The following is a 26,281-nucleotide window of genomic DNA, read 5'->3' as shown; positions in this document are numbered from 1 at the left end:
AGGGGGATCAGTGAGACCGGACGGCGCGGAAGCCGCCGATCAGCCGGTCGAAGATCGCGTTCAGGTAAAGGCCGTTGGCCAGGTGGACCCGCAGCGCGGCCGAGGCCGGGTGATGCGCCCAGAGCGGGAACAGCGCCTGCGCCACCGCCACCAGCCCGAACGAGGTCAGCGCCAGCACGATCAGCGCCCATTCCAGCGCACCCGGCACGGGCGGCTTGGGCAGGTGCGGACCCCATAGCAGGGCCGCCAGCAGGTGAAACCCGAAGTAGCCGACACCCGCCGCCAGCGAAGCCACGGCCGTGCGACGCGTCAGCGCCATCGGCGCGGCATCCGCCAGCCCCTGCGCCACCAGATAGGCGGTGCCAAAGATCAGGATTGCCCCAAGCGCCAGCGCCTGCGCCGATTTCGGCCCGCCGATCGCCCAGAACCCGAAGGCTACGGCCGCATAGAGGACCAGCGCTAGGGCAAAGGCCCGCGCCACCGCGCCCACGCCGGGCACCGCGACAGGACCCGGCCGCCGCGCCGCCGCCACCGCCTGCACCGCCTGGCCCGAGGCCAGGAAGCCATGCGCCTTGTAGAGCGAATGCGCCACGATATGCAGCAGCGCCAGCGCCCAGAGGCCCAGGCCGCACTGCAGCAGCATGAAGCCCATTTGCGCGATCGTGGACCAGGCCAGCGCGGTCTTGACGGCGCTTTGCGTCAGCATGACCGCCGCGCCGAACAGCGCCGTCAGCCCACCCAGCATGACCAGCGCCGCCATGGCGCCGGGGCTGGCCTGCACCAGGTCGGCGGTGCGGATCAGCAGCAGCCCGCCGCCGTTGATGATGCCCGCATGCAGCAAGGCCGAGACGGGGGTCGGCGCCTCCATCACCTCGGTCAGCCAGCCATGCAGCGGGAAGGACGCGGTCTTCAGCAGCGCCGCCAGCACCAGGGCGGCGACGGAGATCTTGGCGGCCAGCGGCAGCACCGGGACCGCGCGGGCGGCATCGTTCAGGGCTTGCAGATCGGTGGTGCCAAAGGCCTGCCAGGCCGACAGCGCCGCCACGACCAGCGCCAGGTCGCCCGCGCCCCAGACCCGGCTGAACTTGGCCGCCGCGCGGCGCGCCTCGGGCCGGTCGGGATAGAACAGCAGCAGTTGCCGCATGACCAGGCCGATCGCCAGGAAGCTGACCGTCATCAGGACCAGGTCGCCCGCTTGGACCAGCAGCAGGACAAAGGCCAGGCAGGCCAGGATGCCCGCGTGACCACGTGCGGCGCCGGCCTCGCCCACCAGATAGGTCCGGGCATAGCGGACCACGATCCAGCCCACGAAGGCAACCAGCAGCGCCATCGTCGTGCCGACCGCATCCAGCCGCAGCGTCAGCCCCGGTGCCAGCGTCAGGACCTGCGTTCCCGTCAGGGTCAGCTGAAGGACGCCCGCACCGGCCAAGGCCAGGGCGGCCAGGGTCGTGGCTTCGGCCATGCGGGGCATGGCGGCGCGGCGGGGAAAGGCCAGGGCGACAAGCGCGGCCGCCAGCAAGAGCGCGGGGGCCAAAAAGGGCAGGGGCAGGATCTGGGTCATGGTCAGGCTCCGGAAACACGGTCCTGCTGCAGATAGCTGCTGGCGAACTTTCAGAAAATTACATATTTTCTGTGAAAACATTCTGTCTGGTAGAACGATGGCCCTATTGAACCTTCACCATCTGCGCCTGTTTCGGGCCGTCGCACTGGACGGCACGCTGACCGGCGCCGCGCGCCAGCTGAACCTGTCGCAATCCGCGCTGTCGACGCAGCTGCGCGCGCTGGAAGCGACGCTTGGGCATGATCTGTTCGAACGGCGCGGGCGCGGCCTGATCCTGACCGAGGCGGGCCGGATTGCGCTGGACCATGCCGAGGCGATCTTTCGCGCGGCCGAGGACCTGACTGCCACGCTGCGCGAGACCGGCCGCGCCCGGCGCGCGCTGCGGGTGGGGGCGCTGGCGACGCTGTCGCGGAACTTCCAGATGCATTTCCTGCGCCCGCTGATCGGGCGCCCGGATGTCGAGGTGGTGCTGCGTTCGGGTTCGCAGCGCGAATTGCTGCGCGGGCTGGAGGCGCTGTCGCTGGACGTGGTGCTGACCAATCTCGCGCCCGCGCGGGATGCCGCCAGCCCCTGGCTGATCCATCGCCTGGCCGAGCAGCCGGTCAGCCTGATCGGGCTGCCGGGCGGCATGGGGCGCACGCTGGCCGATCTGCTGCAGACGGAACCGCTGATCCTGCCCGTGCCGGAAACGGCGCTGCGTGCGGCGTTCGACGCGATGACTGCGCGGCTTGGCGTGTCGCCCATCATCGCGGCCGAGGCGGATGACATGGCGATGCTGCGCCTGCTGGCACGCGAGGGGGCAGGCCTTGCGGTGATTCCCCCCATCGTCGTGCGCGATGAGCTGGATGCCGGCATCCTGGTCGAGGCCGCGCGCCTGGACCAGATCACCGAGACGTTCTACGCCGTGACCCTGCAACGACGCTTTCCCAACCCGCTGCTGACGCAGCTTCTGGCCGGAGAGTGAGGGGATTGGTGCGGGTGGAGGGACTTGAACCCCCACGCCTTGCGGCGCCAGAACCTAAATCTGGTGCGTCTGCCAATTTCGCCACACCCGCATCGGCGGCCTCATAGCAAAGGCCGCGGGCCGAGGCGAGGGGGAAAATCACGCCTCCATGTCGCGCAGCACGGCGGGCAGCTGGTCGGGCAGGTCATCCGCGATCAGGCCGGGACCAAAGCGGCGGGCGGCGCGCGCGTGAACAAGTGTCGCAGCCGCAGCGGCCTCCAGCCCCGGCCAGCCACGCGCCAGCAATCCCGCGATCATCCCGGCCAGCACGTCGCCTGCCCCCGCCGTCGCAAGCCAGGGCAGGTCCGGGGCCGAATGAACCGCGGCGCGGCCATCGGGTGCGGCGATCACGGTATCGGGGCCCTTCAGCAGGACCACCGCGCCCGCGCGGGTGGCGGCCTGGCGCGCCGCATCCAGCCGCGAAAAGGCGGGGCCGGTCAGCGGAGTTTCGTCCAGGCGCTGCGCCAGGTCGGGAAACAGGCGCCCGAATTCTCCCGCATGAGGGGTCAGGACACAGCGGCCGTGGAGGTCGTGGAACGGGTCCGCGCGACCGGCCAGGGCGGTGATGGCATCGGCATCCAGCACTGCCGGTCGGCCCGAGGCCAGCAGCGGCGGCAGCAGGCTTGCGGCCCGGTCGATCCCACAGCCGGGACCGAGGCAGAGGACCGCGATGCGGGCATCCGCCAGCAGCCCCTCCAGATCCTCGGGCCCATCCAGCGCGCGCCGCATCAGCGCATCGGGCGGGCCCGCATGTTCCGGCAGGCCCGCGCGCGGCGGGCACAGGGTCACCAGCCCCGCCCCGATGCGCAGCGCCGCCCGCGCCGACAGCCGTGCCGCGCCGCCCCGTGCAGGTCCGCCCGCGACCATCAGGGCGTGACCATGGTCGAACTTGTGCCCTTGGGCCTTGGCGAGGTCCGCAGCTTCGACCCTTGTCGTCGACGGTCCGTCAGCGTCGTCCGTCAGCCCCAGATCGACAAGCGCCAGATGGCCGCACAGCGCCGGCCCTTGAGACAGGTAGTGACCCGGCTTGGGCCGCTGAAAGGTCACGGTCAGGTCGGCCGGGGCAGGGCCTGCGGCCCCGATCACCCTCCCGCTGTCGGCGCAAAGGCCGCTTGGCACATCGACCGCAACCAGCCGCGGCGCGGCGCGCAGGGCGGCCAGGGCGGGCGCGAAGGCATCGACCGGGCGGGTCAGCCCGATCCCGAAAAGCGCATCCACGGCAAGGTCGGCAGCAATGTCTTGGGGTACTTCGGGCAGCGGCGCGATGGGCCCCAAGGCCCGCCACAGGTCATGGTTGCGGCGCGCATCCAGGGGCAGGGCGGCCGGATCGCCCGCCAGCAGGACGCGCACCTGCCACCCCCGCTCTGCCAGCAGCCGGGCGATGACGAAGCCGTCGCCGCCGTTGTTGCCCGGCCCGCAAAGGACCATGGCCCGCCCCGGCGCCTGCACGAGGTCCGGCCACCGGTCCAGAATCGCAGCCACGACGCCATGCCCCGCCCGCTCCATCAGTGTCAGGCCGGTCACCGTCCCTTGGGCGATGGCGGAAGATTCGATGGCGCGCATTTGGGCGCTGCTCAGGATCCGGGTGCCGTGCAGCATGGAATTTGCCTATATTCTATGCAGAGTGACCAAAGTTAGGGCAACTGGCGGGGCGGCCTGCATTCCGCCGCACCAAGTTCAAGCTGCCTCATTTACGCCATCCATCAAACGCGCCAATCAGGCGTCAGGCAAGCCGCGAGGAAGGATCAGATGCGATGAAAAAGATCGAGGCGATCATCAAGCCGTTCAAGCTGGACGATGTGAAGGAGGCGCTGCAGGAAGTCGGCGTGCAGGGCCTTTCCGTTACCGAGGTCAAGGGCTTCGGTCGCCAGAAGGGACATACCGAGCTGTATCGCGGCGCCGAATACGTGGTCGATTTCCTTCCCAAGGTGAAGATCGAGATGGTGCTGCCCGACGACCAGGTCGAGGCGGCCATCGAGGCGATCGTCAGCGCGGCGCGCACCGAGAAGATCGGCGACGGCAAGATCTTTGTCCTGCCTGTCGAACAGGCGATCCGCATCCGGACCGGCGAGACCGGCGACGACGCGGTCTGATTGACACCAGGGACCAAGCGGAACGACTGCAGACTCCCGCGCCCGGCCGCCTCGGCCGCCGGGTTGCTACCATGAAGAAAGGGAAGAGATGGAAATCAAGGATGTCTTGAAGCTGATCGAGGAAGAGGATGTCGCCTATGTCGACGTGCGCTTCACCGACCCCAAGGGCAAGCTTCAGCACGTGACCCTGGACCGCGACCTGGTCGACGAGGACTTCTTCGAGGAAGGCTTCATGTTCGACGGCAGCTCGATCGCGGGCTGGAAGTCGATCGACCAGTCGGACATGAAACTGATCCTGGACCCGGCTTCGGTCTATATCGATCCGTTCTATGCCGAAAAGACGCTGTGCGTGCATTGCAACGTGGTCGAGCCGGACACGGGTGAAGCCTACAGCCGCGACCCGCGCGGGACCGCCGCCAAGGCCGAGGCCTATCTGAAGGCATCGGGCATCGGCGACACCGCCTATTTCGGCCCCGAGGCCGAGTTCTTCATCTTCGACGACGTGCGCTATTCGGTGACGCCGCAGAAGGTGTCATTCCAGATCGACGCGGCCGATGCCGCCTGGAATACCGATACAGAATACGAGATGGGCAACACCGCCCACCGTGCGGCCCACAAGGGCGGCTATTTCCCGGTGAACCCGATCGACACCGCCCAGGACATCCGGGGCGAGATGCTGTCCACCATGAAGCGCATGGGGATGAAGGTCGACAAGCACCACCACGAGGTCGCGACCTGCCAGCACGAGCTGGGGCTGATCTTCGGCGGTCTGGTCGAGCAGGCCGACAACATCCAGAAATACAAGTACGTCATCCACAACGTGGCCCATGCCTATGGCAAGTCGGTGACGTTCATGCCCAAGCCCATGAAGGGCGACAACGGGTCGGGGATGCACGTGAACATGTCGATCTGGAAGGACGGCAAGCCGCTGTTCTCGGGCGACAAGTACGCCGACCTGAGCCAGGAGGCGCTGTATTTCATCGGCGGCATCCTGAAGCACGCCAAGGCGCTGAACGCGCTGACCAACCCCTCGACCAACAGCTACAAGCGCCTGATCCCGGGCTTCGAGGCTCCTGTGCTGCGCGCGTTCTCGGCCCGCAACCGGTCCGGCTGCGTCCGCATCCCGTGGACGGAATCGCCGAAAGCCAAGCGCGTCGAGGCCCGCTTCCCCGATCCGGCGGCCAACCCCTACCTGGCCTTCGCAGCGCTGCTGATGGCCGGCCTTGACGGCATCAAGAACAAGATCGATCCGGGCCCGGCCTCGGACAAGGACCTCTATGACCTGCCCCCCGAGGAACTGGCCGAGATCCCGACCGTCTGCGGCAGCCTGCGCGAGGCGCTGGAGGAGCTGGACAAGGACATGGACTTCCTGCTGCAGGGCGACGTGTTCACCCGCGACCAGTTGGAATCCTACATCGCCCTGAAGTGGGAAGAGGTGTACGCCTACGAGCATACCCCCCATCCCGTCGAATACGCGATGTATTACAGCTGCTGATCGCAGCCTGACGACCAACAGGAAGGGCGGCCCCAGTGGCCGCCCTTTCCATTTGGCCCTGTCGGCGCTGTCACGCTTGCGTGACCGCTGCACTGCCCGGACCGGGCGGCACGTGGCTGAAGGCAGGATCAGGAAGATCCCTCACCCCCAGCCCGTGGAGATGTCACATGACCCGCTTTGCCCTAACCGCCGTCCTGGCCAGCCTTGCCGCCGTTCCCGCATCTGCCGGATCGATGGGCATGAACGAACGTCCCGAATTCGTCAGGCCGTCCATGACGGCTATGACCGTCGACCGCCGCGCAGGCGACATCTATGACACGCGCGACCTGGCCCGCCGCGGATTGTCGGCCAATGACATCGTGCAGGTCACGGCCCTGCCGCGCGGCGGGATGGTCGATTTTTCTAGCCGCAACGGCGGCTGATCCGCCCCGCCCCGGGCCGGGCAGAGGCCCGGCCCCGAGGCCTCCGGTCATTCGGCGGCCAGACCCGTGGCGATCGGGTAATCGACATAACCCTGCGCGCCGCCCTGGTAGAAGGTCGCAGGATCCTGGTCGTTCAGGGCCAGGCCCCGGCGGAACCGCTCGGGCAGGTCCGGCGTCGCGATGAAGTCGCGTCCGAAGGCCACCGCATCCGCCCGACCCTCGGCCAGCAGCGCCGCCGCCGTCTCGCGGGTCAGGCCCTCGTTGGCGATGACCGGGCCGCCAAAGGCGTTGCGGATGGCGTCCAGCAGGCTGTCCTCGGCTAGGTGTTCTCGCAGGCACAGGAAGGCCACGCCCCGCCGGCCCATCTGCCTGGCGACATGCGTGAACAGAGCATGCGGATCGCTGTCGCCCATGTCATGCCCATCGCCGCGCGGCGCCAGGTGCACGCCCACGCGATCCGCGCCCCAAACCCCGATGACCGCATCCGCGATCTCTTCCAGCAGCCGCGTCCGGTTCTCGATCGAGCCGCCATACCGGTCGCTGCGGGTGTTGCTTCGGTCCTGCAGGAACTGGTCGATCAGGTAGCCGTTCGCGGCATGGATCTCGACCCCGTCGAACCCGGCGCGCCGGGCATTGGCCGCGGCCAGGCGATAGGCCTCCACGATCCCGGGGATCTCGTCAGTCTCCAGCGCGCGGGGCGTCGCATAGGGCCGCTTGGGGCGCAGCAGGCTGACATGCCCCGAGGGCTGGATGGCCGAGGGTGCCACCGGCAGCTGCCCGTCCAGCAACTGCGGGTCGGAAATCCGGCCGACATGCCACAGTTGCAGGAAGATCAGCCCGTCGCGCTCGTGGACGGCTCGGGTGACGGCGGACCAGCCCGCGACCTGCTCCTCGGACCAGATGCCGGGGGTCGCCTCATAGCCCACGCCCATCGGCATGACGCTGGTCGCTTCGGACAGGATCAGCCCGGCACCGGCGCGCTGGCCGTAATACTCGACCATCAGGTCATTCGGCACCCGGGCCTCTCCCGCGCGGCTGCGGGTCAGCGGGGCCATCACGACCCGGTTCTTCAGGGTGACCGCGCCCAGGGTCAGCGGCTCGAACATCGACGACATCGCGTCTTCCTTTCCTTCAACATCTTGGGGGCCGTCTTCGGCCCCCGCTCTGACCTGTAGGTCGGACCTGCGGATTTCAAGGCAGGCCGGGTTGCCTCAATTCGCCGTCAGCGCCGCGAAACCGGGCCAGATGTGGCGGCAGGCTTCTTCCAAAAGACGAGATATGCCTTTATTCCGAAAGCATGGATATCGTTCTGCTGACGACCTTCACCGCCGTCCTGTTCCTGTTGATCGCCGCGGCAGAGCCGTTGGCGGCGCGTCTTTCGCTGCCCTTCAGCGTGATGCTGGCGGCGATCGGAATCATGATCGGCGGCGGCGCGATCTTCTTTCTGCGCACCGACCTGACCGACACGCTGAACCCGATCGCGGAAAGCATCCTGTCGCTGCCGATCCGGTCCAGCGTGTTCATGTACGTGTTCCTGCCGACGCTGATCTTCCAGGCCACGCTGGAGATGAACATCCGCCGGATGCTGGACGACTGGGTGCCGATCCTGACCCTGGCGGTGGTGGCCGTGGTCGTGGCCACCCTGACCATCGGCTATGCGCTGGCCTGGATCGGCGGGCTGCCCCTGATGGTGGGCCTGCTGATCGGGGCCATCGTTTCCACCACCGACCCCTCGGCCGTCGTCTCGATCTTTCGGTCGCTGTCGGCACCGCGGCGTCTGGCCCGCATCATCGAGGGCGAAAGCCTGCTGAACGACGCCGCCGCCATCGCGCTGTTCGGCCTGTTCATGAGCTATGTGATGCTGGGCGTTCCGAACCCGACGCTGCGCGAGGCGCTGGCGCAGTTTCCGGCGCTGATCCTGGGTGGGGCGGTGGCCGGCTGGCTGGTGGCGCGGATCGCGCTGATGCTGATGGGGGTCTTCGGGCGGTTCGAGACGGCCCAGATCTCGGTCTCGGTCGCGGTGCCCTATCTGGCCTATATCGGCGCGGAACAGGTGCTGGGCGCGTCCGGCGTGATCGCCGTCGTGGCGGCCGGGGTGACGCTGAACTTCATGGGACCGGGCCGGCTGGCGCCCGCCTTCTGGGTGAATCTGCGCGAGGTCTGGGGCCTTCTGGCGCATTGGGCCGGGGCGCTGATCTTTATCCTGGCCGCGCTGCTGATCCCGCGCCTGCTGGGCGAGGTGCGGCTGGCCGATCTGGTCCTGGTGGGCCTGGTGGTGCTGGCGGCCTTCGTGGCCCGCGCCATCATCCTGTTCCTGCTGCTGCCGCTGCTGACCGGGCTGCGGCTGTCGCCCCGCATCCAGCGGCCCTACCGCGTCGCGATCATGTGGGGCGGCCTGCGCGGCGCGGTCACCCTGGCGCTGGCTCTGGCCGTGACGGAGAGCCTGCGCGTTCCGGTCGAGACCAAGCGCCTGGTCGGCATCCTGGCGACCGGCTTCACCCTCTTCACGCTGATCGTGCAGGGCACCACGCTGCGCGGCGTCATCAGCCTGCTGGGCCTGGACAAGCTGTCGCCGCTGGACCGGGCGCTGTCGAACCAGGTCGTGGCGGTCGCGCTGCAGAGCGTCCGCGAAGGCGTGGCCTCAGCCACCGAGAACTATGAACTGACCCGCGAAACCGTGCGCAGCGAGGCCAAGCGCTTTGCCGAACGGCTGGACGACGCGGTCGAACGCGCCGAGGCCGAGGACAATGCCGAGATCCTGGACCGCGACCGCATCACCCTGGGCCTGATCGCGCTGGCCGCCCACGAGCGCGAGGTGATCCTGCAGCGTTTCCGCGAGCGTGCCATTTCGGCGCGGTTGTCCGAACAGGCGCTGTTCGACGCGGACCGCCTGATCGAAGGCGCGCGGTCGGGCGGGCGCACGGGTTACCAGCGGGCCGCGCGATCCGGCCTCAGCTATGGGCCCGCCTTCCGCTTTGCGGCCTTTCTGCGCAACCGGCTTGGCATCCCAAGCAGCCTGGCCCGCATGACCGCGGACCGTTTCGAGATGTTGCTGGCCAAACGTCTGATCCTGCGCGACATCCACGGTTTCATCGACCGTCGCATCCGGCGCATCCACGGCCGCCGCGTGGCCGAGCTGCTGCATGAATTGCTGAACCGCCGCATCGAGGCCGTGGAGACCGCGCTGGAGGGTCTGCGACTGCAATATCCGGGCTATGCCGAGGAGCTGGAGCGGCGCTTCATCCGCCGGACCGCGCTGCGCCTGGAAGAGCGGGAATACAACGCCCTGCGCGAGGACGGGCTGATCGGATCCGAGGTGCATACCGAGCTGATGCTGGACATCGCCCGCCGCCGCCAGCAGACCGAGCGCCGCCCCAAGCTTGACCTGGCGCTGCGCAAGAACGACCTAGTGCGCCAGTTCCCCCTGTTCGAGGATCTGGATGACGGCGACCTCAAGCGCCTCAGCCGCGAGGTGCGGACCCGATACGTGAATGCCGGCCACCTGATCACCCGCAAGGACACGCCTGCGCGCACGGTCTTTTTCGTGGCCTCGGGCGCGGTCGAACAGGAGGTCGCCGGCCAGACCACCCGCCTCGGGCGCGGCGAGATGTTCGGCCAGATGGGCGTCCTGACCAGCCGCATCCGCCGGGCCGAGGTGCGGGCGATCACGCCGACCAGCCTTCTGATGCTGGACGAGACCGGCTTTCGGCGGCTGCTGAAGCGGTCGCCGGCGCTGCGGCAGGCGGTGCGCGACAGCATCGTGGGCAAGGCCTCGGCCGGCGAGGTGCTGCGCCTGCCCGAACTGCAGCTTGACGCCCCGCTTGGCGCGGCCCCATCGACGGGCTAGACAGGCGCTTCACCACCAAGACCCGAGGGTTCCGCATGGACGCCGCCGCCGTTACCGCCTCTGCCACCGCTTCGCGCATCGCCCGCCAGATCGCCGCCGAGATCGCGGCCTCGCCCGCCCAGGTGACCGCCGCCGCAGGGCTGCTGGACGGGGGCGCCACGGTCCCCTTCGTCGCGCGCTATCGCAAGGAGGTGACGGGCGGCCTGGACGACACGCAGCTGCGCACCCTGGCCGAGCGGCTGGCCTATCTTCGCGAGATGGAGGCACGCCGCGCGGCGATCCTGGGCTCGATCCGCGACCAGGGCAAGCTGACCGACGACCTGACCCGCAGCATCGGGGCGGCCGAGACCAAGGCCGCGCTGGAGGACATCTATCTGCCCTTCAAGCCCAAGCGCCGCACCAAGGCGATGATCGCGCGCGAAAACGGGCTGGAGCCGCTGCTGCGCGCCATCCAGGCCGATCCGGCCCGCGATCCGGCGGCGCTGGCCCCGGCCTATGTCCAGGGCGCGGTCGAGACGCCCAAGGCTGCGCTGGAAGGCGCTCGCGACATCCTGGTCGAGGAACTGTCCGAAAATGCCGGGGTGCTGGGCTCCTTGCGCGACTTCATGCGCCGCGAGGCGATCATCGCGGCCCGCGTGGTGGCCGGCAAGGAGGAGGCCGGCGCCAAGTTCAGCGATTATTTCGACCACCGCGAAACCTGGGCGGGCATTCCCGGCCATCGCGCCCTGGCCATCCTGCGGGCGGCCAAGGAAGAGGTCGTGACCATCGACATCTCGCCCGATCCGGACACGGGGGCTGCACGGGCCGAGGGGATCGTGGCACAGGCGCTTGGGCCGGTGGGACATGGGGCGGGGGCCGACTGGCTGCGGGGCGTGGCGGGCTGGGCCTGGCGCGTGCGGCTGTCGAACACGATGTATATCGACCTGCTGACGGAACTGCGCAAACGCGCGCATGACGAGGCGATCCAGGTCTTTGCCCGCAACCTGCGCGACCTGCTGCTGGCGGCGCCCGCGGGTCCCCGCGCGACGCTTGGCCTGGACCCCGGCATCCGCACCGGCTGCAAGATCGCGGTCGTGGATGCCACGGGCAAGCTGTTGGACACCGCCACCATCTATCCCTTCCAGCCGAAAAACGACCTGCGCGGGGCCGAGGCGACGCTGCTGGCACTGATCGCCAAGCACGGCGTGGACCTGATCGCCATCGGCAACGGGACCGCCAGCCGCGAGAGCGAGCGTCTGGTGGCCGATGTCCTGAAACGCCTGCCCAAGGGCGTGAAGGTGCCGACCAAGGTGATCGTGTCCGAGGCCGGGGCCTCGGTCTATTCCGCGTCTGAACTGGCGGCGAAGGAGTTTCCGGGCCTGGACGTCAGCCTGCGGGGCGCGGTGTCGATCGCCCGGCGGCTGCAGGACCCGCTGGCCGAACTGGTCAAGGTGCCGCCGCAGTCGATCGGCGTGGGCCAGTACCAGCACGACGTGGACCAGCGCCAGCTGGCCAAGACGCTGGAGGCCGTCGTCGAGGATGCCGTGAACGCCGTGGGGGTGGACCTGAACACGGCCTCGGCTCCGCTTCTGGCGCATGTCGCGGGGCTGGGGCCGTCGCTGGCCCAGTCCATCGTCGCGCATCGCGATGCCGGCGGCGCCTTTCGGTCGCGCGCGGCGCTGAAGAAGGTCGCAGGCCTCGGGCCGCGGGCCTTCGAGCAATGCGCGGGCTTTCTGCGCATCCGCGACGGGGACGAGCCGCTGGACGCCTCGGCCGTCCACCCCGAGGCCTATGGCCTAGCGCGCAAGATCGTCGGCGCCTGCGGGCGAGACCTGCGGGCGGTGATGGGCGATCCCTCGGCCCTCAAGCGGCTGCGGGCCGAAGATTTCGTCAGCGGCGATTTCGGCCTGCCCACCGTGCGCGACATCCTGGCTGAGCTGGAAAAGCCCGGCCGCGACCCGCGGCCCGGCTTTGTCACCGCCAGCTTTGCCGAAGGGGTCGAGGACATCAAGGACCTGCGCCCGGGCATGTCGCTGGAAGGCACCGTGACCAATGTCGCGGCCTTCGGGGCCTTCGTGGATATCGGGGTTCATCAGGACGGGCTGGTCCATGTCAGCCAGCTGGCCGACCGCTTCGTCAAGGACCCGCATGAGGTCGTCAAGGCAGGGGACGTGGTCCGCGTCCGCGTGACCGAGGTGGACGTGGCGCGCAAGCGCATCGGCCTGACGATGCGCAAGGACGGCGGCGCCACGGAGCCGCGCCCGGCGCGGGCCGACAAGGCACCGGGCAAGCCGCGCGGCGGGCAGGCGGGTCCAAAGGGCGGTGCCGGGCAGGGCGCCTTTGGCTCGGCCCTGGCCGACGCCTTGCGCAAGCGCTGAGAGGAACGGACGGATGCAGGCAGGACAGCACGACATCGCCGGCCATTGGCTGAACGACCCGCAGCACCGCGCCTTTCTGGCCGCCGATGCCCGCCGCGCGCTGGATTTCTTCGACGCCAGCCCGCGCAGGGGCGGCGGGTTTCACGTTCTGGACCTGGACGGAGGCCCGCTGCCCGGTCAGGTGCAGGAGCTGCACACGACCACGCGACTGGTGCATTCCTACGCCCTGGGGCAGATGGCCGGGCGGCCGGATGCCGCCGGGATCATCGACCAGGGCATGGCTTATCTGTGGTCGCATCATCGCGACCGCGACCACGGCGGCTTCGTCTGGTCGGTCGAGGGGGACCGAGTGGACGATGGGACCAAGCTGGCCTATGGCCATGTCTTCGTCCTGCTGGCGGCTTCCAGCGCCAGGATGGTGGGGCATCCCGATGCTGACCGGCTGCTGACCGACATCGCGGAGGTGCTGGACCGGCATTTCTGGGACGACGCGGCGGGGCTGTTCCGCGACGAATTCACCCGCGACTGGCAGCCCTTTTCGACCTATCGCGGCATGAACGCCAACATGCACGGGGTCGAAGCGCTCCTGGCCGCGCATGAGGCGACCGGCGAGGGCGAATACCTGCGCCGCGCAGGCCGCATCCTGGATTTCTTCATCGCGGGTCAGGCTGCCTCCGAAGGCTGGCGGATTCCGGAACATTACGACGGGGACTGGCGGCCCGACCGCGCCTATGCGGGAAACCCCATGTTCCGGCCCGCCGGCACCACGCCCGGCCACAGCTTCGAAATGGCGCGCCTGCTGCTGCAATGGTGGGACCTGGCGGGGCGGCCTGCGGGCGTTGCGCCCGCGCAGGCCCGCGCCCTGACCCAGCGGGCCCTGGCCGATGCCTGGGACGACCAGCGGGGCGGGCTGGCCTATACGCTGCGCTTCGGAGGGGCGGTGGACAATCCGGCCCGCTATTGGTGGCCTGTGACCGAGGCGATCGGCGCCGTCGCCGCCCTGATCAAGGCGGACCCGCAGCCGGGGGATGAGGCTTGGTATCGGCGGCTGTGGGACTTCGCCGCCGCGCACCTGATAGACCATGAGCGTGGCGGATGGTTCCCCGAACTGGGGTCCGACGACCGGCCGTCCAGCCGCCAGTTCGCGGGCAAGCCCGACATCTATCACGCGCTGCAGGCCGATCTGCTGCCCTTGGCGCGCGGGTTGTCGCGGCAGGCGCAACAGCTGCACGATATCCGGCCACTTGACAGAAACCATGCGGGTTGACTTTGGGTCACGCGATTAATTCGTTGACAAAACATCGCCGTTGCTGCTTTTTCGGACCATCCCGGCTATTGACGGGGAGATGCCGAGTGAACCGATATTGCCAGATGAAGATCAGCTGTCCATGACCGCAGTCGACCCCAATCTGCACGCCCTCGACCTGCTGGCGGGGGTGGAGACCGGCTTTGCGCTGTCCGTTCTCGACAGCTCTCCCGACTGCATCAAGCTGATCGAGGTCGATGGTCGCGTCAGCTTCATGAACAGCAATGGCATGTGCGCGATGGAAATCGCGGATTTCGGCATGATCGAGGATCGGCCCTGGCCCGCGCTTTGGCCTGCGGAAAGCCATCGGCTGCTGGACGACGCCATGGCGGCGGCGCGCGACGGCCGCGTCAGCACCTTCGAGGCCTTCTGCCCGACGGCCCGCGGCACGCCGCGCTGGTGGCATGTGACGGTCTCGCCCGTGCGGGGGCCGCGCGGACATGTGGAACGCATCCTGGCCAGCTCTCGCGACATCACAGACAGCGTCACGGCAAGGAAGCTGCTGGAGGAACAGGCCCGCGCCCTGGCGCAGGAGGTTGCGTTGAAGGACGCGGCCCTGGCCCGGCAAAAGGTCCTGCTGGGCGAGATCGACCACCGGGTCAAGAACAGCTTTGCCTCGGTCATCGCGCTGTTGCGGATGCAGTCCCGGGTCCATTCCGGCGGCGAGGCAGGGGCACTTTTGGGCGATGCGGCCAACCGGATCGCGACCCTCGCGCGCGTGCACGATCAGCTGCACCTGGACCCGGGCGCGGATGAACTGCCGCTGATGGATTACGTGCGGGTCCTGGCGATGGACCTGGGTCAGGCGCTGAACGGCCGGATCGAGCTGGACCTGAACGGCGACCGGCCGGTGCCGGTCAAGCCCGCGCAGGCGGCGGCGATCGGCCAGATCCTGGCCGAACTGATCGGGAATGCGGTCAAGCACGGTGGCGCCAACCGGCAGGCGATGATCCGCATCCGTCTGGACTGCCCGGACGACCGCCTGCGCCTGACGGTCGAGGATGACGGGCCGGGCCTGCCCGAGGGTTTCGACGCAGCCCAGGGAACCGGCCTCGGCATGCAGATCTGCCAGGTCTACACGGCGCAGATGGACGGGCTTTTCCGGCACGGCCGTTCCGACCTGGGCGGGGCGCTGTTCCGGGTGGAGCTGCGGCTGGACCCGGTCGAAGGCGACACCGCCCGAGACGTCGGGGAATTGGGCCGCCGGGGAACTTCCGTCCGCGCCGGCGATTGACAAGCCGGACGGCAGCGTCCAAGCGCGGCTGCTCTGCCACCCCTCCCACCGACAGGAGCCGCCGATGCGGATGAAGATCGATGTTGTGCTTGATTACCGTCTTGGCGCTGCCGGACCGGCGATCGTGGTGATCGAGGCGGCGGGGGCCGAGGGGCAGACGCTGATCTCGGCCAGCATCGACTTGGGACAGCCCGCCCATCTGGGGCGCGTTCCCGGAGAGGAGGGCATCGGCGAGCGCATCGTCATGCGGCTGGAGGACCGGTTGACCTGCCGCTATGGCGCCGAGGTCGAGGTGACCCGCCCGCCGGTCGACCTCTCCCGCCTGGACGCGGTGCCGGTCGAGCATATGCCGGGCGACGCGCTGCGCTATCTGCTGCCGTCGCGCTATTGCGAGGCGGACCGTTTCACGAACTTCGTCTGCTCGCGCTTTGACGGGCTGCAGGGCGGCGCCAAGGTCGCGGCGATGCGGGACTGGGTCGAGGGACACCTGGCCTATGTCTCGGGCATCAGCGACGGCAACACCACCGCCGCCGACACCTTCCTGGAAGGGCGGGGCGTCTGCCGCGACTATGCCCATCTGCTGATCGCGCTGTGCCGCGCGGCCCAGATCCCCGCCCGGATCGCCAGCGTCTATGCCCCCGACGTCGAGCCGCAGGATTTCCATGCCGTGGTGCAGGTCTATCTGTCGGGCGATTGGCACCTGGTCGATCCGACCGGCATGGCCGGGGCCGACAACATGGCGCTGGTGGCGGTCGGACGCGACGCGACCGACGTGGCCTTCCTGACCACCGGGACGGCGGCCGACCTGCAGGTCCAGACGGTCAAGGTTACGCGGCTGGACTAGGCGATCAAAGCGGCACCCAGCAGCAGGACGCCGCCAAGAGCGACGGCCCGGCGATAGATGCGGATGCCCCGGTCCAAGTCGGCGGCGGCCGGGTCGGGCGCGGTGCCGTTCAGCCAGCATTCGTGCGCGATCCTGTCGCCATAGACGCGCGGCCCCGACAGGCGCACGCCAAGGGCGCCCGCCATCGCCCCTTCGGGCCAGCCGGCATTCGGTGAGCGATGCGCCGGCGCGTCGTCCAGCGCGCAGCGCAGGGCCTGCCGGGCGCGGCCCCCGGCGGCCAGCGCGATCAGCAGCGCCGTCAGCCGCGCCGGGATCAGGTTGGCCACGTCATCCAGTCGCGCGGCGAAGGCGCCAAAGGCCTCGTGGCGCGGGGTGCGGTGGCCAATCATCGAATCCAGCGTGTTGATCGCCTTGTAGGCGGCGATGCCCGGCAATCCCCCGATGGCCGCCCAGAACAGCGGCGCGATGACCCCGTCGCTGGCGTTTTCGGCCAAGCTCTCCAGGCTCGCGCGGGCCAGCGCGGCCTCGCCGGCGTGGCTGACGTCGCGGCCGACGATCATCGCCGTGGCCGCGCGCGCGCCCGCCAGATCTGCCTGCCGCAGGGGCCGTGCCACCGCGCGCAGATGTTCGTCCAGCGACCGCGCCGCCACCAGCGGCCAGGCCAGGACGGCCGCGACCCAGGGTCCCAGCCAGACCTGGATCAGCGCCGCCGGGACCAGCGCCGCCGCCACGACCAGCAGCACCGCCAGCGCGCCCTTCAACCGCCGCGCGCCGCCGCGGTTCATCCGCCGGTCCAGCGCCGCGATCATCCGCCCGATCCAGGTCACCGGGTGCCCGATCCGGGCATAGACCCGCTGTGGCCAGCCGATCAATGCATCCAGAATCAACGCCAGCGCCGCGATCATCGCCATGGGGTTATTCCCCGACGGTCAGGTTGACCGCCTCGACCGCCCAGGCATCGCCCATGCGCCGCAGGATGGTCAGCGACAGCGGCGCCACAGAAAAGGACAGCGCCGCCGGGCCCACCACCATCGACAGGGCGGCGCGCGCCGTGCCGGCATGGGCCACCACCAGGCAGTCGTCGCGCAGCCCCTGCAGCACTGGGATGACGCGGGCGGTCATGTCGTCAAAGCTCTCGCCCGCCTCCGGCCTGTGCCGTGCCAGTTCGATCGGCGACAGCGGGCCCAGGTCGGGCAGGCGGTCGGGGGGCAGCCCTTCCCAGACGCCCATGTCCTGCTCCCATAGCGCGGGCTCCAGCCGCTCGGGCGTCAGCCCAAGGGCTTCGGCCGTCTGGCGGCAGCGCAGGGCAGGGCTGGCGATCACCTGCCGCGGCTGTCCGATCCGCATGGCTAGGCGCGCCAGCGTGGCGTGGTCCGCGCAATCGGCAGGCACGTCGCGGCGGCCGGCCAGCAGGCCGTCCGACAGGCTGGGGGCGTGGCGCAGGATGGAAAGCCGCATGTGCCGTCTCCGGTTGTTGTGCGCCTCTGTGGCGCGAAGGGGGGCGGCGGGCAAGGCCCGGCGGCACCTTGACGCAGGTTGGGACCGGGCGCAGCCTTGGCTTGACGGAGGCGGGGCGGCTGCGGTAAAGAAATGAACAAGCGTTCAATAACCGGGGAGGGGGGATCGCGATGTTCACGCGGGGCATGGAATTCGATCTAGGCGAGGATGTGAACGCGCTGCGCGACATGGTGCACCGTTGGGCGCAGGAGCGCGTGGCGCCGATCGCCGGTGAAGTGGACCGCACCAACGCCTTCCCGAACGAACTGTGGTCCGAGATGGGCGAACTGGGCCTGCTGGGCATCACGGTCGCCGAGGAATGGGGCGGGTCGGGCATGAGCTACCTGGCGCATGTGATCGCGGTCGAGGAGATCGCCCGCGCCAGCGCCAGCGTCAGCCTGTCCTATGGCGCGCATTCGAACCTTTGCGTGAACCAGATCAAGCTGAACGGCACCGACGCGCAGCGGGCGAAATACCTGCCCGACCTGTGCAGCGGCAAGGCCGTGGGCGCGCTGGCGATGTCCGAGGAGGGCGCGGGCAGCGACGTCGTCGGCATGAAGCTGCGGGCCGAGAAGAGGAACGACCGCTACGTCCTGAACGGCAGCAAGTACTGGATCACCAATGCGCCGGATGCGCAGACGCTGGTGGTCTATGCCAAGACCGACCCCGAGGCCGGGTCGAAGGGCATCACGGCCTTCATCGTCGAACGCGGCATGTCGGGTTTTTCGACCAGCCCGCATTTCGACAAGCTGGGGATGCGCGGATCGAATACGGGCGAGTTGATCTTCGACAATGTCGAGATCCCGTTCGAGAACGTCCTGGGCGAGGAGGGCCGGGGCGTTCGGGTGCTGATGTCGGGCCTGGACTACGAGAGGGTGGTCCTGGCCGGCATCGGCACCGGTATCATGGCGGCCTGCCTGGATCAGGTGATGCCCTATGTGGCCGAGCGCAAGCAGTTCGGCCAGCCGATCGGGTCGTTCCAGCTGATGCAGGCCAAGATCGCCGACATGTATGTCGCGCTGAACACCTCGCGCGCCTATGTCTACGAGGTCGCGCGCGCCTGCGACGCGGGCAAGGTCACGCGTCAGGATGCGGCGGGCGCGGTGCTTTATGCCAGCGAACAGGCGATGGTGCAGGCCCACCAGGCGGTGCAGGCCCTGGGTGGGGCGGGCTTCCTGAACGACAGCGTGGTCAGCCGCCTGTTCCGCGACGCCAAGCTGATGGAGATTGGTGCCGGCACCAGCGAGATCCGCCGCATGCTGATCGGCCGGGAACTGATGGGCCTCGTCTGATGCGTGCGGTCGTCCTGCTGGCGCTTTGTGCCGCGCCTGCCGCCGGGCAGGAGGCGCCGTCCTTCGACCCCGCGGCGACGGTGGCCTGCCTGGAGGCAGAGGGCGGGCGCGACTGCGCGGGCAGGGCGGCACGGGCCTGCATGGAGGGCGAGGGTGGCCAGACGACACTTGGCATGAACAAGTGCTTTGCGGCAGAGCGCGACCTGTGGGACGCGCGGTTGAACGATGCCTACCGGTCGGGAATGGACCGGTTCACGCCCGTCGGGGCCGAGGCGCTGCGCGAGATGCAGCGCAAGTGGATCGCATTCCGTGACGCGGCCTGCGACTTTGAGGCAGTGCGATATGACGGCGGCACCCTGGCCGGCACCGTCCGTCTTCAGTGCCAGATGGAGCTGACCGCCGACCAGGCGCTGCGGCTGGACGCGTCGCTGGCCGAGGGGGGCTAATGTCGCGGCTTTTGTCCCATGCCGACCATGACCGCCTGTGCGCCGAATTCCGCTGGCAGTTTTCGGCGCGGCTGAACATGGCCGACCAGTGCCTGGCCCATGATCCGGCGGCGGTGGCGATCATCGAACATGACGGCAGCCCGCGCCCGGTCAGCTTTGGCCAGCTGGAGGCGATGACCGACCAACTGGCCCATGCGTTGCAGGCCGACAGGGGCGACCGCATCGGCATCCTGCGCACGCAATCGACCTGGACCGCCGCGGCGCATCTGGCGGTCTGGAAATCGGCGGCGATCTCGGTCCCGCTGTTCAAGCTCTTCGGCCCCGAGGCGCTGGAACTGCGCCTGCGCGATGCGGGCATTGCCACCGTCATCACCGACCCCGAGGGCAGTGCGATGCTGGCCGCGTTCCCCGACCTTCGCGTGATCGTCCCGGAGGAGGGCCTGCCCGAGGCCGCGCCGTTCCAGACCCGTGACACGGGCCCCGATGATCCGGCGATCATCATCTATACCTCCGGCACGACCGGCGCGCCCAAAGGGGCGCTGCACGGCCACCGGGTCCTGACGGGCCACCTGCCGGGCGTCGAGATGAGCCACGACCTGCTGGGGCAACCCGGTGATGTCATCTGGACACCGGCGGACTGGGCCTGGATCGGTGGCCTTTTCGACGTGGCGATGCCCGGGCTGGCGCTTGGCGTGCCGGTCGTGGCTGCCCGGATGCCCAAGTTCGACCCCGCGGCCGTGGCCGCGCTGATCCGCGACTGCGGCATCCGGAACATCTTCTTCCCGCCGACGGCGCTGAAGATGCTGAAGGCGGCCGACATGGACCTGCCGGGCCTGCGCAGCGTCGCCTCGGGCGGCGAGACGCTTGGCGCGGAAATGCTGGACTGGGGCCGGCGGGGCTTTGGGCTGACGATCAACGAATTCTACGGCCAGACGGAGTGCAACATGGTCGCGGCATCGTCGGGGGCGATGTTCCCGGTGCGGCCCGGCGCGATCGGGAAAGCCGCCCCCGGCTTTGATTTGGCGGTCCTGAACAGTGACGGGCAGGTCACCGATGCGGAAGGCGACATCGCCATCCGACGCGGCGCGGGCAGCATGATGCTGGGCTATTGGCAGAACCCGCAGGCGACCGCCGCCAAGTTCCGTGGCGACTGGATGGTGACCGGCGACCGCGGCGTGATCGAGGATGGCTATGTCCGGTTCGTCGGGCGCGACGACGATGTCATCACCTCGGCCGGATACCGCATCGGCCCCTCCGAGATCGAGGATTGCCTGCTGCGCCACCCCGCTGTGGCCCAGGCCGGGGTCATCGGCAAGCCCGACCCGCTGCGCACCGAGATCGTCAAGGCCTATGTGGTCCTGCGCCCCGGTCACGTCCCCTCTGCCGAACTTGCCGCCGAGTTGCAGACCCATGCGCGCCGGCAGTCGGCCGCCCATTCCTACCCGCGAGAGATCGCCTTCCTGGACGCCTTGCCGATGACCGTGACCGGCAAGGTCATGCGACGCGAATTGCGCAAGCTGGCCCAGGCCGAAATCGACGCCGGACCTTCGGAGACCCCATTATGAAGCTGACCTCATCCGCACTGCCCTCGTCCGAGCAGTTCCAAGCCAATCGACAGGCGCATCTGGCGCTGCTGGACACGGCCCGCCAGGCGGCGCAGGCCGCCGCCGAGGGCGGCGGCGCCCGCGCGATGGAGCGTCACGTCAATCGCGGCAAGATGCCCCCGCGCGAACGGGTGGCAAACCTTCTGGACCCGGGATCGCCCTTTCTGGAGATCGGCGCCACGGCGGCGCATGGCATGTACGACGGCGCCGCCCCCTCGGCGGGGGTGGTCGCCGGCATCGGTCGGGTGCATGGGCAGGACGTGATGGTCGTGGCCAACGATGCCACCGTCAAGGGCGGCACCTATTACCCGATGACGGTGAAAAAGCACCTTCGTGCCCAGGAAATCGCCGAGGAATGCCATCTTCCCTGCCTCTACCTGGTGGACAGCGGCGGCGCGAACCTGCCAAACCAGGACGAGGTCTTTCCCGACCGCGACCATTTCGGCCGCATCTTCTTCAACCAGGCCCGGATGAGCGCCAAGGGCATCGCCCAGATCGCCGTGGTGATGGGCTCCTGCACCGCCGGGGGCGCCTATGTCCCTGCCATGTCCGATGTCACGATCATCGTCCGTGGCCAGGGCACGATCTTTCTGGCCGGCCCGCCGCTGGTCAAGGCCGCGACCGGAGAGGTGGTTTCCGCCGAGGATCTGGGCGGCGGCGACGTCCATACCCGCCTGTCCGGCGTGGCCGATTACCTGGCCGAGGATGACGGCCACGCCCTGGCCCTGGCGCGGCAGGCGGTCCAGCACCTGAACCGCCGCCCCCAGGGCGAGGTCCAGTGGCAGGCGCCCGAGGCCCCGGCCTATGATCCCGACGAGATATTCGGCGTCGTGCCCGCCGACCTTCGCACCCCCTATGACATTCGCGAGGTGATCGCCCGCATCGTCGACGGCAGCCGCTTTGACGAGTTCAAGGCCCGCTTTGGGGAAACCCTGGTCACGGGCTTTGCCCATGTCGAGGGCTGTCCCGTCGGCATCGTCGCCAACAACGGCGTGCTGTTTTCCGAGGCCGCGCAGAAGGGCGCGCATTTCATCCAACTCTGCTCGCAGCGGGGCATCCCGCTGGTCTTCCTGCAGAACATCACCGGCTTCATGGTCGGCCGCAAATACGAGAACGAGGGCATCGCGCGCCACGGCGCCAAGATGGTGACGGCGGTGGCCACGACCAACGTCCCCAAGATCACCATGCTGGTCGGCGGCAGCTTTGGCGCGGGCAACTATGGCATGGCAGGGCGCGCCTATTCGCCGCGCTTCCTGTGGACCTGGCCCAACAGCCGCATCAGCGTCATGGGCGGCGAACAGGCGGCCGGGGTGCTGGCCACCGTGCGCCGCGAGGGGATCGAGCGCGCGGGCGGCGAATGGCTGCCCGAGGAGGAGGCCGAGTTCAAGCGCCCCACGGTCGAGATGTTCGAGCGTCAGTCGCACCCGCTCTATGCCTCGGCGCGGCTCTGGGACGACGGCATCATCGACCCCCGCAAGTCGCGCGAGGTGCTGGCCCTGTCGCTGCGTGCCGCGCTGAACGCCCCGCTGGAGCCGACGCGCTTCGGCCTGTTCCGGATGTGAACGCGGGCATGGCCCGCACTGCGCCAAGGCCGCGCTGCGGGGCCCCGGGCCCCCGCGCGCCAACATCTTCTGCACGGGACGGCGGGCGCATGGCCCGCGACGCCCGGCGCCAATCGAAAGGTCAGCCATGTTCGACAAGATCCTGATCGCCAATCGCGGTGAAATCGCCTGTCGGATCATCGACACCTGCCGCCGGATGGGCGTGGCGACGGTCGCCGTCTATTCGGACGCCGACCGCGCCGCGCGGCACGTCGCCATGGCCGACCAGGCGGTGCATCTGGGCGGCCCCGCGCCGGCCGACAGCTATCTGCGCGGCGACGCCATCATCGCGGCGGCCCGGTCCACCGGGGCGCAGGCGATCCATCCGGGCTACGGATTTCTGTCCGAGAACCCGGACTTCGTCGAGGCGGTCGAGGCTGCGGGCCTGGTCTTCATCGGCCCCTCGGCCCGCGCCATCCGCGCGATGGGGCTGAAGGATGCCGCCAAGGCCCTGATGGAAGAGGCGGGCGTGCCGGTCGTTCCGGGCTATCACGGGGCCGACCAGGACCCGGATGGGCTGGCGCAGGCGGCGGATCGGATCGGCTATCCGGTGCTGATCAAGGCCGTGGCGGGAGGCGGCGGCAAGGGGATGCGGCGCGTCGACGATCCGGCCGATTTCGCCGAGGCGCTGGAATCGGCCCGGTCCGAGGCGCAGAACGCCTTTGGCAACGCCGCCGTCCTGATAGAGAAATACGTCCTCCAGCCCCGCCATATCGAGGTGCAGGTGTTCGGCGACGGGACCCGCGCCGTGCATCTTTTTGAACGCGACTGTTCGCTGCAGCGCCGCCACCAGAAGGTGATCGAGGAAGCGCCCGCCCCCGGCATGACCGAGGAGATGCGCCGGGCCATGGGCGACGCCGCCGTCCGCGCCGCCGAGGCCATCGGCTATTCCGGCGCCGGCACCATCGAATTCATCGTGGACGGCAGCGACGGCCTGCGCCCCGACCGCTTCTGGTTCATGGAGATGAACACCCGGCTTCAGGTCGAGCATCCGGTGACCGAGGCCATCACCGGCATCGATCTGGTCGAATGGCAGCTGCGCGTGGCCAGCGGTGAGCCGCTGCCTGCGGCGCAACAGGACCTCACGATCCGTGGCCATGCCTTCGAAGCCCGCCTGTATGCCGAGGACGTGCCGGCAGGCTTTCTGCCCGCCACCGGGCGCCTGGCGCATCTGCGTTTTCCGGATGCGGCGCGGATCGAGACCGGGGTACGCGCGGGCGATGCGATCAGCCCGTGGTACGACCCGATGATCGCCAAGGTCGTCACTTACGGCCCTACCCGGGCGGTGGCGCTGCGCGCGCTGGAACAGGCGCTGGTCGATACCGAGGTTGCGGGTTCGGTCACCAACCTCGACTTTCTCATTGCCCTGACCCGCCACGACGGCTTTCGGGCCGGACAGGTGGATACCGGCCTGATCGCGCGGGACCTGGACGCGCTGGTCGCGGCAGCGGCGCCCGATGCGCGGGCCATGGCGCTGGCCGTAGTCGGGCTTGCCGGCCTGGCCGATCCGCAGATGCGCGGGGGCATGACCCTGTGGCAGCCGCTGCGCCGCACCATCGCATGGGACGGCGGCCAAGCGGTCCTGGAGGTGCTGGGGCCGGGCGCGGCCCGCGTGACGCTGGACGGCCAGCCGCACGAGGTGCGCTGGCAGGGCGACCGCTGGTGGGTCGACGGCGACCTGTGCCGGGAACGCATCGCCTGCCATTCCGCCGGGGTCAGCATCTTTGGCGGGCACAGGGTGCATCTGGTGCCCCGCGACCCGCTGGCGCGGGCCGGGGCCGATGACGGGGGCGACGGGCTGACACGCTCCCCCATGCCGGGGCTGGTGAAGGCCGTGCATGTGACGCAGGGCCAGCGGGTCCGGGCCGGTGAGCGGCTGGCGGTGCTGGAGGCCATGAAGATGGAGCACAGCCTGACCGCCGGGCGCGACGGCATCGTGGCCGAGGTGCTGGCCGCGGCGGGCGACCAGGTCGAGGCGGGGGCGGCGCTAATCCGGCTGGACGAGGTCTCCGATGACTGAGCGCGTCGAGATCTTCGAGATGGGCCCCCGCGACGGGCTGCAGAACGAAAAGCGGCAGATCCCCACCGCCGACAAGATCGCGCTGGTGGACCTGCTGTCGCAGGCGGGCTTTCGCCGGATCGAGGTGACCAGCTTCGTTTCACCCCGATGGGTGCCGCAGATGGCCGATGCGGCCGAGGTGATGGCGGGCATCAGCCGCAGGCCGGGCCTGCGCTATGCGGTGCTGACCCCCAACCTCAAGGGCTATCAGGCCGCGCGCGCCGCCCGTGCCGACGAGGTCGCGATCTTCGTCAGCGCGTCCGAAGGCTTCAGCCGCGCCAACCTGAACGCATCCGTCGCCGAGAGCCTGGAGCGTCTGGCGCCGGTCGCCGAGGCCGCGCGGGCGGATGGCGTCTTTCTGCGCGGCTATGTCAGCGTCGTGACCGACTGCCCCTTTGACGGACCCACGGCGCCGGGGCAGGTGGCGCGGGTCGCGGCCGCCCTGCGGGACCTTGGCTGCGCCGAGGTCAGCCTGGGCGACACGATCGGGCAGGGCCGCCCCGAAGCGGTCGACGCCATGCTGGCCTCCGTGCTGGATGAGCTGCCGCCCGAACGCCTGGCGGGGCATTTCCACGACACGGCCGGGCGGGCCCTGCAGAACGTGGATGTCAGCCTGTCGCGCGGGTTGCGCATTTTCGACGCCGCAGTGGGGGGACTGGGGGGCTGTCCCTATGCGCCGGGCGCGGCGGGGAATGTCGCTACCGAAGCCCTGGCCGCGCATCTGTCGGCACGGGGCCTGGCCCACGGGCTGGACATGAGGGTGATCGAACACGCGGCGGTCATGGCCCGCGACCTGAAGGAGGGGCACCATGCCTGAAACGATCCGCATCGACCGGGACGCGCGCGGCGTGGCCACGCTGTGGCTGGCCCGACCCGACAAGCACAATGCCCTGTCGCGCCAGATGATGGACGAACTGACAGAGGCGGCCGGGGCGCTTGGCGCGGACCCTGCGGTGCGTGTCGTGGTGCTGGCGGGACAGGGCGACAGCTTTTGCGCGGGCGGCGATCTGGCCTGGATGCGTCAGCAGATGCAGGCAGACGAGGCGACGCGCCGCGAGGGGGCGCGGGCACTGGCCGGGATGCTGTCGGCGCTGAACCTGCTGCCCAAGCCGCTGATTGCCCGTGTCCATGGCAACGCCTTTGGCGGTGGCATCGGGATGATGGCGGTCAGCGACATCGCCATCGTCGCGGCTCCGGCCAGGTTCGGCCTGACCGAGGTGCGGCTTGGCCTGATCCCCGCGACCATCGGCCCCTATGTCGTCGCCCGCATGGGCGAGCCTGCCGCGCGGCGCGTGTTCTTTTCGGCCCGGATCTTTGGCGCGGAGGAGGCTTTGGCGCTGAACCTGGCAGCCCGCGTGGTGGCGCCCGACGAACTGGACGCCGCGATCGAGGCCGAGGTGGCGCCGTTCCTGCAGGCGGCTCCGGGAGCCGTGGCCGCCGCCAAGGCGCAGTGCCGCGCCCTGGGTCCGCGCATCGATGCCGACGTCATCGAGGACAGCATCGACCGGCTGGTCAAGGTCTGGGAGGGCGATGAGGCGCCCGAGGGGATCGCGGCCTTTTTCGACAAGCGGAAGCCGCGCTGGCAGTCCTGACATGAAAGAACCCGCCGCGCGATGGCGC

Annotated in this window: 21 protein-coding genes and 1 tRNA gene; 16 read left to right on the top strand and 6 right to left on the bottom strand. The window is 69.4% G+C overall.

Translation table 11 applies throughout. The features are described 5' to 3' along the window. Nucleotides 1–7: 7 nt before the first annotated feature. Nucleotides 8–1,561: a proton-conducting transporter transmembrane domain-containing protein gene (locus tag ACNR9W_RS09060; RefSeq protein ID WP_419267687.1), complete on the bottom strand. Its 1,554-nt coding sequence runs from the start codon at nucleotides 1,559–1,561 to the stop codon at nucleotides 8–10. 97 nt (nucleotides 1,562–1,658) lie between these two features. On the opposite strand from ACNR9W_RS09060, the gene ACNR9W_RS09055 reads away from it, so the two are divergent. Beyond that, the gene (locus tag ACNR9W_RS09055) at nucleotides 1,659–2,525 is read left to right on the top strand and encodes a LysR family transcriptional regulator (protein WP_419267688.1); all 867 of its coding nucleotides are present in this window, start codon (nucleotides 1,659–1,661) and stop codon (nucleotides 2,523–2,525) included. Nucleotides 2,526–2,531: 6 nt separating this feature from the next. Here the strand turns inward: ACNR9W_RS09055 and ACNR9W_RS09050 are convergent. Further along, a tRNA-Leu gene (locus ACNR9W_RS09050) sits at nucleotides 2,532–2,616 on the bottom strand. A gap of 47 nt (nucleotides 2,617–2,663) precedes the next feature. Continuing rightward, complete coding sequence (locus ACNR9W_RS09045) at nucleotides 2,664–4,163, bottom strand: NAD(P)H-hydrate dehydratase (RefSeq protein ID WP_458478479.1); 1,500 nt, start codon at nucleotides 4,161–4,163, stop codon at nucleotides 2,664–2,666. Nucleotides 4,164–4,318: 155 nt separating this feature from the next. Here ACNR9W_RS09045 and ACNR9W_RS09040 point away from each other — a divergent pair, with 155 nt between their 5' ends. The 3 genes from ACNR9W_RS09040 (at nucleotide 4,319) to ACNR9W_RS09030 (ending at nucleotide 6,574) form a co-directional block, all read left to right on the top strand. Beyond that, a complete protein-coding gene (locus tag ACNR9W_RS09040) occupies nucleotides 4,319–4,657 on the top strand; it encodes a P-II family nitrogen regulator (protein ID WP_111301053.1) in 339 nt (112 codons plus the stop codon). Between the two features lie 88 nt (nucleotides 4,658–4,745). Then, nucleotides 4,746–6,152 (top strand): type I glutamate--ammonia ligase, encoded by a 1,407-nt coding sequence (gene glnA, locus ACNR9W_RS09035; RefSeq protein ID WP_419267690.1) that lies wholly within the window; start codon nucleotides 4,746–4,748, stop codon nucleotides 6,150–6,152. A gap of 167 nt (nucleotides 6,153–6,319) precedes the next feature. Further along, entirely contained in the window at nucleotides 6,320–6,574 is a 255-nt protein-coding gene (locus tag ACNR9W_RS09030) for a hypothetical protein (protein WP_419267691.1), read from the top strand. A gap of 47 nt (nucleotides 6,575–6,621) precedes the next feature. Here the strand turns inward: ACNR9W_RS09030 and ACNR9W_RS09025 are convergent, their stop codons facing one another. Then, nucleotides 6,622–7,689, bottom strand: coding sequence for an alkene reductase (locus tag ACNR9W_RS09025; RefSeq protein WP_419267692.1), 1,068 nt, complete (start codon nucleotides 7,687–7,689; stop codon nucleotides 6,622–6,624). A 182-nt stretch (nucleotides 7,690–7,871) separates the two neighbouring features. Between ACNR9W_RS09025 and ACNR9W_RS09020 the strand changes: the two genes are divergently transcribed. The 5 genes from ACNR9W_RS09020 to ACNR9W_RS09000 all read left to right on the top strand — a co-directional run bounded on the left by ACNR9W_RS09020 (nucleotide 7,872) and on the right by ACNR9W_RS09000 (nucleotide 16,162). Further along, a complete protein-coding gene (locus tag ACNR9W_RS09020; RefSeq protein WP_419267693.1) occupies nucleotides 7,872–10,421 on the top strand; it encodes a cation:proton antiporter in 2,550 nt (849 codons plus the stop codon). Nucleotides 10,422–10,456: 35 nt separating this feature from the next. Continuing rightward, nucleotides 10,457–12,778 carry a Tex family protein gene (locus ACNR9W_RS09015; RefSeq protein ID WP_419267694.1) on the top strand — a complete coding sequence of 774 codons (2,322 nt, stop codon included), beginning with the start codon at nucleotides 10,457–10,459 and terminating at the stop codon, nucleotides 12,776–12,778. 13 nt (nucleotides 12,779–12,791) lie between these two features. Further along, nucleotides 12,792–14,045 (top strand): AGE family epimerase/isomerase, encoded by a 1,254-nt coding sequence (locus ACNR9W_RS09010; RefSeq protein WP_419267695.1) that lies wholly within the window; start codon nucleotides 12,792–12,794, stop codon nucleotides 14,043–14,045. A gap of 121 nt (nucleotides 14,046–14,166) precedes the next feature. Beyond that, on the top strand, nucleotides 14,167–15,318 hold the full coding sequence (locus tag ACNR9W_RS09005; RefSeq protein WP_419267696.1) for a sensor histidine kinase: 1,152 nt from the start codon (nucleotides 14,167–14,169) through the stop codon (nucleotides 15,316–15,318). A gap of 64 nt (nucleotides 15,319–15,382) precedes the next feature. Further along, nucleotides 15,383–16,162: a transglutaminase-like domain-containing protein gene (locus ACNR9W_RS09000; RefSeq protein ID WP_419267697.1), complete on the top strand. Its 780-nt coding sequence runs from the start codon at nucleotides 15,383–15,385 to the stop codon at nucleotides 16,160–16,162. Here ACNR9W_RS09000 and cbiB read toward each other — a convergent pair. Both cbiB and ACNR9W_RS08990 read right to left on the bottom strand, forming a co-directional pair. Further along, nucleotides 16,159–17,073 carry an adenosylcobinamide-phosphate synthase CbiB gene (gene cbiB, locus ACNR9W_RS08995; RefSeq protein ID WP_419267698.1) on the bottom strand — a complete coding sequence of 305 codons (915 nt, stop codon included), beginning with the start codon at nucleotides 17,071–17,073 and terminating at the stop codon, nucleotides 16,159–16,161. The two genes, ACNR9W_RS09000 and cbiB, sit on opposite strands and share 4 nt — an antisense overlap. A gap of 4 nt (nucleotides 17,074–17,077) precedes the next feature. Beyond that, complete coding sequence (locus tag ACNR9W_RS08990) at nucleotides 17,078–17,620, bottom strand: histidine phosphatase family protein (RefSeq protein WP_419267699.1); 543 nt, start codon at nucleotides 17,618–17,620, stop codon at nucleotides 17,078–17,080. A gap of 170 nt (nucleotides 17,621–17,790) precedes the next feature. Here ACNR9W_RS08990 and ACNR9W_RS08985 point away from each other — a divergent pair, with 170 nt between their 5' ends. From ACNR9W_RS08985 to ACNR9W_RS08955, 7 genes are all read left to right on the top strand, one after another. Then, nucleotides 17,791–18,951, top strand: a complete 1,161-nt coding sequence (locus tag ACNR9W_RS08985; protein WP_419267700.1) for an isovaleryl-CoA dehydrogenase — start codon at nucleotides 17,791–17,793, stop codon at nucleotides 18,949–18,951. After that, the gene (locus ACNR9W_RS08980; protein ID WP_419267701.1) at nucleotides 18,951–19,397 is read left to right on the top strand and encodes a lysozyme inhibitor LprI family protein; all 447 of its coding nucleotides are present in this window, start codon (nucleotides 18,951–18,953) and stop codon (nucleotides 19,395–19,397) included. Before ACNR9W_RS08985 ends, ACNR9W_RS08980 begins: the two co-directional genes overlap by 1 nt. Next, the gene (locus ACNR9W_RS08975; RefSeq protein ID WP_419267702.1) at nucleotides 19,397–20,962 is read left to right on the top strand and encodes an AMP-binding protein; all 1,566 of its coding nucleotides are present in this window, start codon (nucleotides 19,397–19,399) and stop codon (nucleotides 20,960–20,962) included. Before ACNR9W_RS08980 ends, ACNR9W_RS08975 begins: the two co-directional genes overlap by 1 nt. After that, nucleotides 20,959–22,563 carry a carboxyl transferase domain-containing protein gene (locus ACNR9W_RS08970; RefSeq protein WP_419267703.1) on the top strand — a complete coding sequence of 535 codons (1,605 nt, stop codon included), beginning with the start codon at nucleotides 20,959–20,961 and terminating at the stop codon, nucleotides 22,561–22,563. The genes ACNR9W_RS08975 and ACNR9W_RS08970 overlap by 4 nt, the downstream gene beginning before the upstream one ends. Nucleotides 22,564–22,690: 127 nt before the next feature. Further along, complete coding sequence (locus ACNR9W_RS08965) at nucleotides 22,691–24,622, top strand: ATP-binding protein (protein WP_419267704.1); 1,932 nt, start codon at nucleotides 22,691–22,693, stop codon at nucleotides 24,620–24,622. Continuing rightward, entirely contained in the window at nucleotides 24,615–25,478 is an 864-nt protein-coding gene (locus ACNR9W_RS08960; RefSeq protein WP_419267705.1) for a hydroxymethylglutaryl-CoA lyase, read from the top strand. Before ACNR9W_RS08965 ends, ACNR9W_RS08960 begins: the two co-directional genes overlap by 8 nt. Then, entirely contained in the window at nucleotides 25,471–26,253 is a 783-nt protein-coding gene (locus ACNR9W_RS08955) for a crotonase/enoyl-CoA hydratase family protein (RefSeq protein WP_419267706.1), read from the top strand. The genes ACNR9W_RS08960 and ACNR9W_RS08955 overlap by 8 nt, the downstream gene beginning before the upstream one ends. Nucleotides 26,254–26,281: the final 28 nt, after the last annotated feature.

The sequence above is a fragment of the Paracoccus sp. T5 genome (genome assembly GCF_048538155.2).
Classification (GTDB): Bacteria; Pseudomonadota; Alphaproteobacteria; order Rhodobacterales; family Rhodobacteraceae; genus Paracoccus.
Note: the sequence above shows the minus strand (reverse complement) of the source record. Positions and strands in the feature narration are given on the sequence as shown.

Excerpts from the sequence above, each read along its gene's own strand:
- ACNR9W_RS09060 (WP_419267687.1), bottom strand. The coding sequence starts at position 1,561 with ATGACCCAGATCCTGCCCCTGCCCTTTTTGGCCCCCGCGCTCTTGCTG.
- ACNR9W_RS09055 (WP_419267688.1), top strand. The coding sequence starts at position 1,659 with ATGGCCCTATTGAACCTTCACCATCTGCGCCTGTTTCGGGCCGTCGCA.
- ACNR9W_RS09045 (WP_458478479.1), bottom strand. The coding sequence starts at position 4,163 with ATGCTGCACGGCACCCGGATCCTGAGCAGCGCCCAAATGCGCGCCATC.
- ACNR9W_RS09040 (WP_111301053.1), top strand. The coding sequence starts at position 4,319 with ATGAAAAAGATCGAGGCGATCATCAAGCCGTTCAAGCTGGACGATGTG.
- glnA (WP_419267690.1), top strand. The coding sequence starts at position 4,746 with ATGGAAATCAAGGATGTCTTGAAGCTGATCGAGGAAGAGGATGTCGCC.
- ACNR9W_RS09030 (WP_419267691.1), top strand. The coding sequence starts at position 6,320 with ATGACCCGCTTTGCCCTAACCGCCGTCCTGGCCAGCCTTGCCGCCGTT.
- ACNR9W_RS09025 (WP_419267692.1), bottom strand. The coding sequence starts at position 7,689 with ATGTCGTCGATGTTCGAGCCGCTGACCCTGGGCGCGGTCACCCTGAAG.
- ACNR9W_RS09020 (WP_419267693.1), top strand. The coding sequence starts at position 7,872 with ATGGATATCGTTCTGCTGACGACCTTCACCGCCGTCCTGTTCCTGTTG.
- ACNR9W_RS09015 (WP_419267694.1), top strand. The coding sequence starts at position 10,457 with ATGGACGCCGCCGCCGTTACCGCCTCTGCCACCGCTTCGCGCATCGCC.
- ACNR9W_RS09010 (WP_419267695.1), top strand. The coding sequence starts at position 12,792 with ATGCAGGCAGGACAGCACGACATCGCCGGCCATTGGCTGAACGACCCG.
- ACNR9W_RS09005 (WP_419267696.1), top strand. The coding sequence starts at position 14,167 with ATGACCGCAGTCGACCCCAATCTGCACGCCCTCGACCTGCTGGCGGGG.
- ACNR9W_RS09000 (WP_419267697.1), top strand. The coding sequence starts at position 15,383 with ATGCGGATGAAGATCGATGTTGTGCTTGATTACCGTCTTGGCGCTGCC.
- cbiB (WP_419267698.1), bottom strand. The coding sequence starts at position 17,073 with ATGGCGATGATCGCGGCGCTGGCGTTGATTCTGGATGCATTGATCGGC.
- ACNR9W_RS08990 (WP_419267699.1), bottom strand. The coding sequence starts at position 17,620 with ATGCGGCTTTCCATCCTGCGCCACGCCCCCAGCCTGTCGGACGGCCTG.
- ACNR9W_RS08985 (WP_419267700.1), top strand. The coding sequence starts at position 17,791 with ATGTTCACGCGGGGCATGGAATTCGATCTAGGCGAGGATGTGAACGCG.
- ACNR9W_RS08980 (WP_419267701.1), top strand. The coding sequence starts at position 18,951 with ATGCGTGCGGTCGTCCTGCTGGCGCTTTGTGCCGCGCCTGCCGCCGGG.
- ACNR9W_RS08975 (WP_419267702.1), top strand. The coding sequence starts at position 19,397 with ATGTCGCGGCTTTTGTCCCATGCCGACCATGACCGCCTGTGCGCCGAA.
- ACNR9W_RS08970 (WP_419267703.1), top strand. The coding sequence starts at position 20,959 with ATGAAGCTGACCTCATCCGCACTGCCCTCGTCCGAGCAGTTCCAAGCC.
- ACNR9W_RS08965 (WP_419267704.1), top strand. The coding sequence starts at position 22,691 with ATGTTCGACAAGATCCTGATCGCCAATCGCGGTGAAATCGCCTGTCGG.
- ACNR9W_RS08960 (WP_419267705.1), top strand. The coding sequence starts at position 24,615 with ATGACTGAGCGCGTCGAGATCTTCGAGATGGGCCCCCGCGACGGGCTG.
- ACNR9W_RS08955 (WP_419267706.1), top strand. The coding sequence starts at position 25,471 with ATGCCTGAAACGATCCGCATCGACCGGGACGCGCGCGGCGTGGCCACG.